Here is a 2,902-nt window from a genome sequence, read left to right on the forward strand (position 1 = left end):
TCAAGAAGTTCAAACGTAAATTCGAAAGAACAGGCATCGTAAAAGAGCTTCGTTCACGTCAGGCTTTCGAAAAACCATCTGTGACCAACCGCAAGAAGATGATGAAGGCCGTTTACGTTCAGCAGCTTCGTCAGGCTGAGCAGTAAAAAGCCGCTTTTATCTGCACCCATAACAGATTCAGCACAAGCTTTATGTTTGTGCTGAATCTTCGCATATCATCAATCATGCTCAATTCGGCTGTCATTCAGCCCGCAACACACCATACGCCCCACTGTAATGCTACGCGAATTTGAAGACTACATGCGGCTTGAACTCAACAGAAGCCGGCTGACCGTCGAAGCCTACAGCCGCGACATATCGCAGTTTGCAGCATGGCTCGGAGGCGAGACATTCGACCCTGCATCAGCCACTACAGCCGACATCCGGGCATGGCTCGGCTCTATGGCAAGGGAAGATTCCCCGGTCACCTTAAGAAGAAAAGCACAGAGTCTGCGGGCATTCTACAGATGGCTCCTGAGACGAGGCAGCATAACTTTCAATCCCGCCGCCGACATTATTCTGGCAAAGGCCCCGAAACGCCTTCCCGAATTTGTAAAAGAGCAGGAAATAGAGGCAATCGTAAAGAATGGCGACATCTCCGACTTCCGCTCTCACAGGGCACACATAGCCATACTCATGCTCTATTCCACAGGTCTGAGACAGGAAGAACTCCGCACACTCACAGACGCCGACATAGATTTCTCCCTCCGTGAGGCAAAAGTCACAGGAAAACGGTCGAAACAACGCGTTGTGCCCCTTCCGCCGGAATTGCTTGATGAAATTGCAGAATGGCAAAAAGTCCGAGACGCACGGTATCCGTCATTACCTGCACCCCGCCCCCTGCTCGCAGGCGCAAACGGAGCAATAAGCAAAANAACTCTGTACGACATTGTCAGGAACGCCCTTTCCGGATCATCGGCAATGCGGAAAAGTCCGCATGTACTGCGCCACACTTTCGCCACATCCATGCTCAACGACGGCGCATCGCTTGATGCTGTGAAGGAATTTCTGGGTCATTCCTCTCTCGCCACCACGCAGATATATACGCACCTCTCTTTCAACGAACTTAAAAAATCCTATGCAGCCTCACACCCGCGTGCGAAAACCGAATGCTGAAAATTTGTAAAATTTTTATTAAAAACATAAGCAAAATTTCAGATTTATTGTTTATCTTTGTAAAAACGGATGTCCCAGGGCAACCCACGCAGAACGGAGGCGTAGCCGCAAAACGGACCGCACTCCATAGTATTAACCCATAAAAACCTTATGTTATGGAAGCTACAATTCAAGCAATTCATTTCGACATCTCCGAAAAACTCGTCTCCTTCATCAATAAGAAAATAGATAAAATGTCCCGCCATTACGAATCGATCACTGATGCAGACGTGACTCTGAAGGTAGTGAAACCGGAGACATCAATGAACAAGGAAGCACAGGTGAAACTGACAGTGCCGCAGACTCCCGATTTGTTCGCTTCCAAGATAGCCGACACATTTGAAGAGGCTGTAGATCTTTGTCTGCGAGCCCTTGAACCTCAACTTGAAAAACTTAAAGACAGAGGCTGACAAAAGTGAACGCCAAGCGCAACGAAATACAATCAAAGCTCCCCAAAAGGCTACTCTACAGCCTTTTGGGGTTGGCTTTTATCATAATAGCGTTTCTTCTCCTGCTTTATCCAGTTATTATCGAACGCACGGAAAAAGCCGCTATAATCCGGATTCCCGCCAATGCCACAAGCGCGATGGTTCATGACTCCATAGCCAAATATTACGGCAATGGATTCGCCTCGAAGGTGACAAGACTCTGCAAAGTGCGTGGCACAGACTTCGCCACACGTCATGGAGCCTACGAGATTCCGGAAGGATCCAACGCACTGACGGCGATGCGGCGCCTCACTCGCGGTGGACAGACACCCGTAAGAATAACGATAAACGGATTCCGCGACATAGACCTGCTGTGCAGACGCATCGCGGCAAAAATGGAATTTACCGAGCACGATCTGCGCGCGGCTCTTGCCGACCCTGCCGTGCTCGAGCCATACGGTCTTGACTACAATCAGGCAATGGCTCTATTCCTCGATGACACATATGAAGTCTACTGGACCACATCTCCCCAGGAACTTATTGCAAAAATCGGTCGCAATTATTCCTCTTTCTGGAACGATATAAACAGAAATAAGGCAGAAGCTCTCGGTGCGACCCCCGCCGAGATAATGACCGTTGCCTCCATAACAGATGAGGAGACCAACAAACTTTCGGAAAAAGGAACAATCGGCAGACTATACATAAACAGACTCAGGAAAGGCATGCGACTTCAGGCAGACCCAACGGTAAGATTCGCGCTAAAGGATTATTCAATCAGACGCGTAACCAGAAAGCATCTTGGAGTTGAATCCCCCTACAACACGTACATACACAAGGGGCTCCCACCCGGACCCATACGCACAACTTCGCGTGCCACACTTGACGCGATTCTTGACAGCGAACCCAACGACTATCTCTATATGTGCGCCAAAGAAGATTTCTCCGGCACCCACAACTTCGCAACCAGCTTCGAAGAACACTCCCGTAACGCACGTCGCTATCAGAAGGCTCTCAACGCACGCGGGATAAGATGAACAGGCAGCCTTTTCCCCAACGAACAATAAACTTTTAACGAACCATTACAGTTATATCGATCTATACATGACAAGACCGTTTATAACCATTACATTGATTTCCATTATGCTTATCGCCCTCCCGGCAACGGGGGCAGAACCAACTGACTCCATTGAATCGCGCGACTGGTGGAATCTGCTGAAGAAAGGGCAGCTGAACCTTGCCGACACAACAGTCATATATCCCAGATTTCTCGGTTTCTGCGT

At 48.9% G+C, this 2,902-nt stretch carries 4 protein-coding genes; all 4 read left to right on the forward strand.

The features are described from left to right. On the forward strand, positions 1-146 hold a 146-nt coding region (rpsU, locus tag JX312_RS11580), incomplete at its 5' end, for a 30S ribosomal protein S21 (RefSeq protein WP_204458096.1). A 130-nt stretch (positions 147-276) separates the two neighbouring features. Further along, the gene (locus tag JX312_RS11585; protein WP_204458094.1) at positions 277-1,155 is read left to right on the forward strand and encodes a tyrosine-type recombinase/integrase; all 879 of its coding nucleotides are present in this window, start codon (positions 277-279) and stop codon (positions 1,153-1,155) included. A 155-nt stretch (positions 1,156-1,310) separates the two neighbouring features. Beyond that, complete coding sequence (gene hpf, locus JX312_RS11590; protein WP_123404925.1) at positions 1,311-1,604, forward strand: ribosome hibernation-promoting factor, HPF/YfiA family; 294 nt, start codon at positions 1,311-1,313, stop codon at positions 1,602-1,604. A gap of 5 nt (positions 1,605-1,609) precedes the next feature. Then, positions 1,610-2,656, forward strand: coding sequence for an endolytic transglycosylase MltG (mltG, locus tag JX312_RS11595; RefSeq protein WP_204458095.1), 1,047 nt, complete (start codon positions 1,610-1,612; stop codon positions 2,654-2,656). Positions 2,657-2,902: the final 246 nt, after the last annotated feature.

The sequence above is a fragment of the Barnesiella sp. CU968 genome, from assembly GCF_905219685.1.
GTDB lineage: Bacteria > Bacteroidota > Bacteroidia > Bacteroidales > Muribaculaceae > Lepagella > Lepagella muris_A.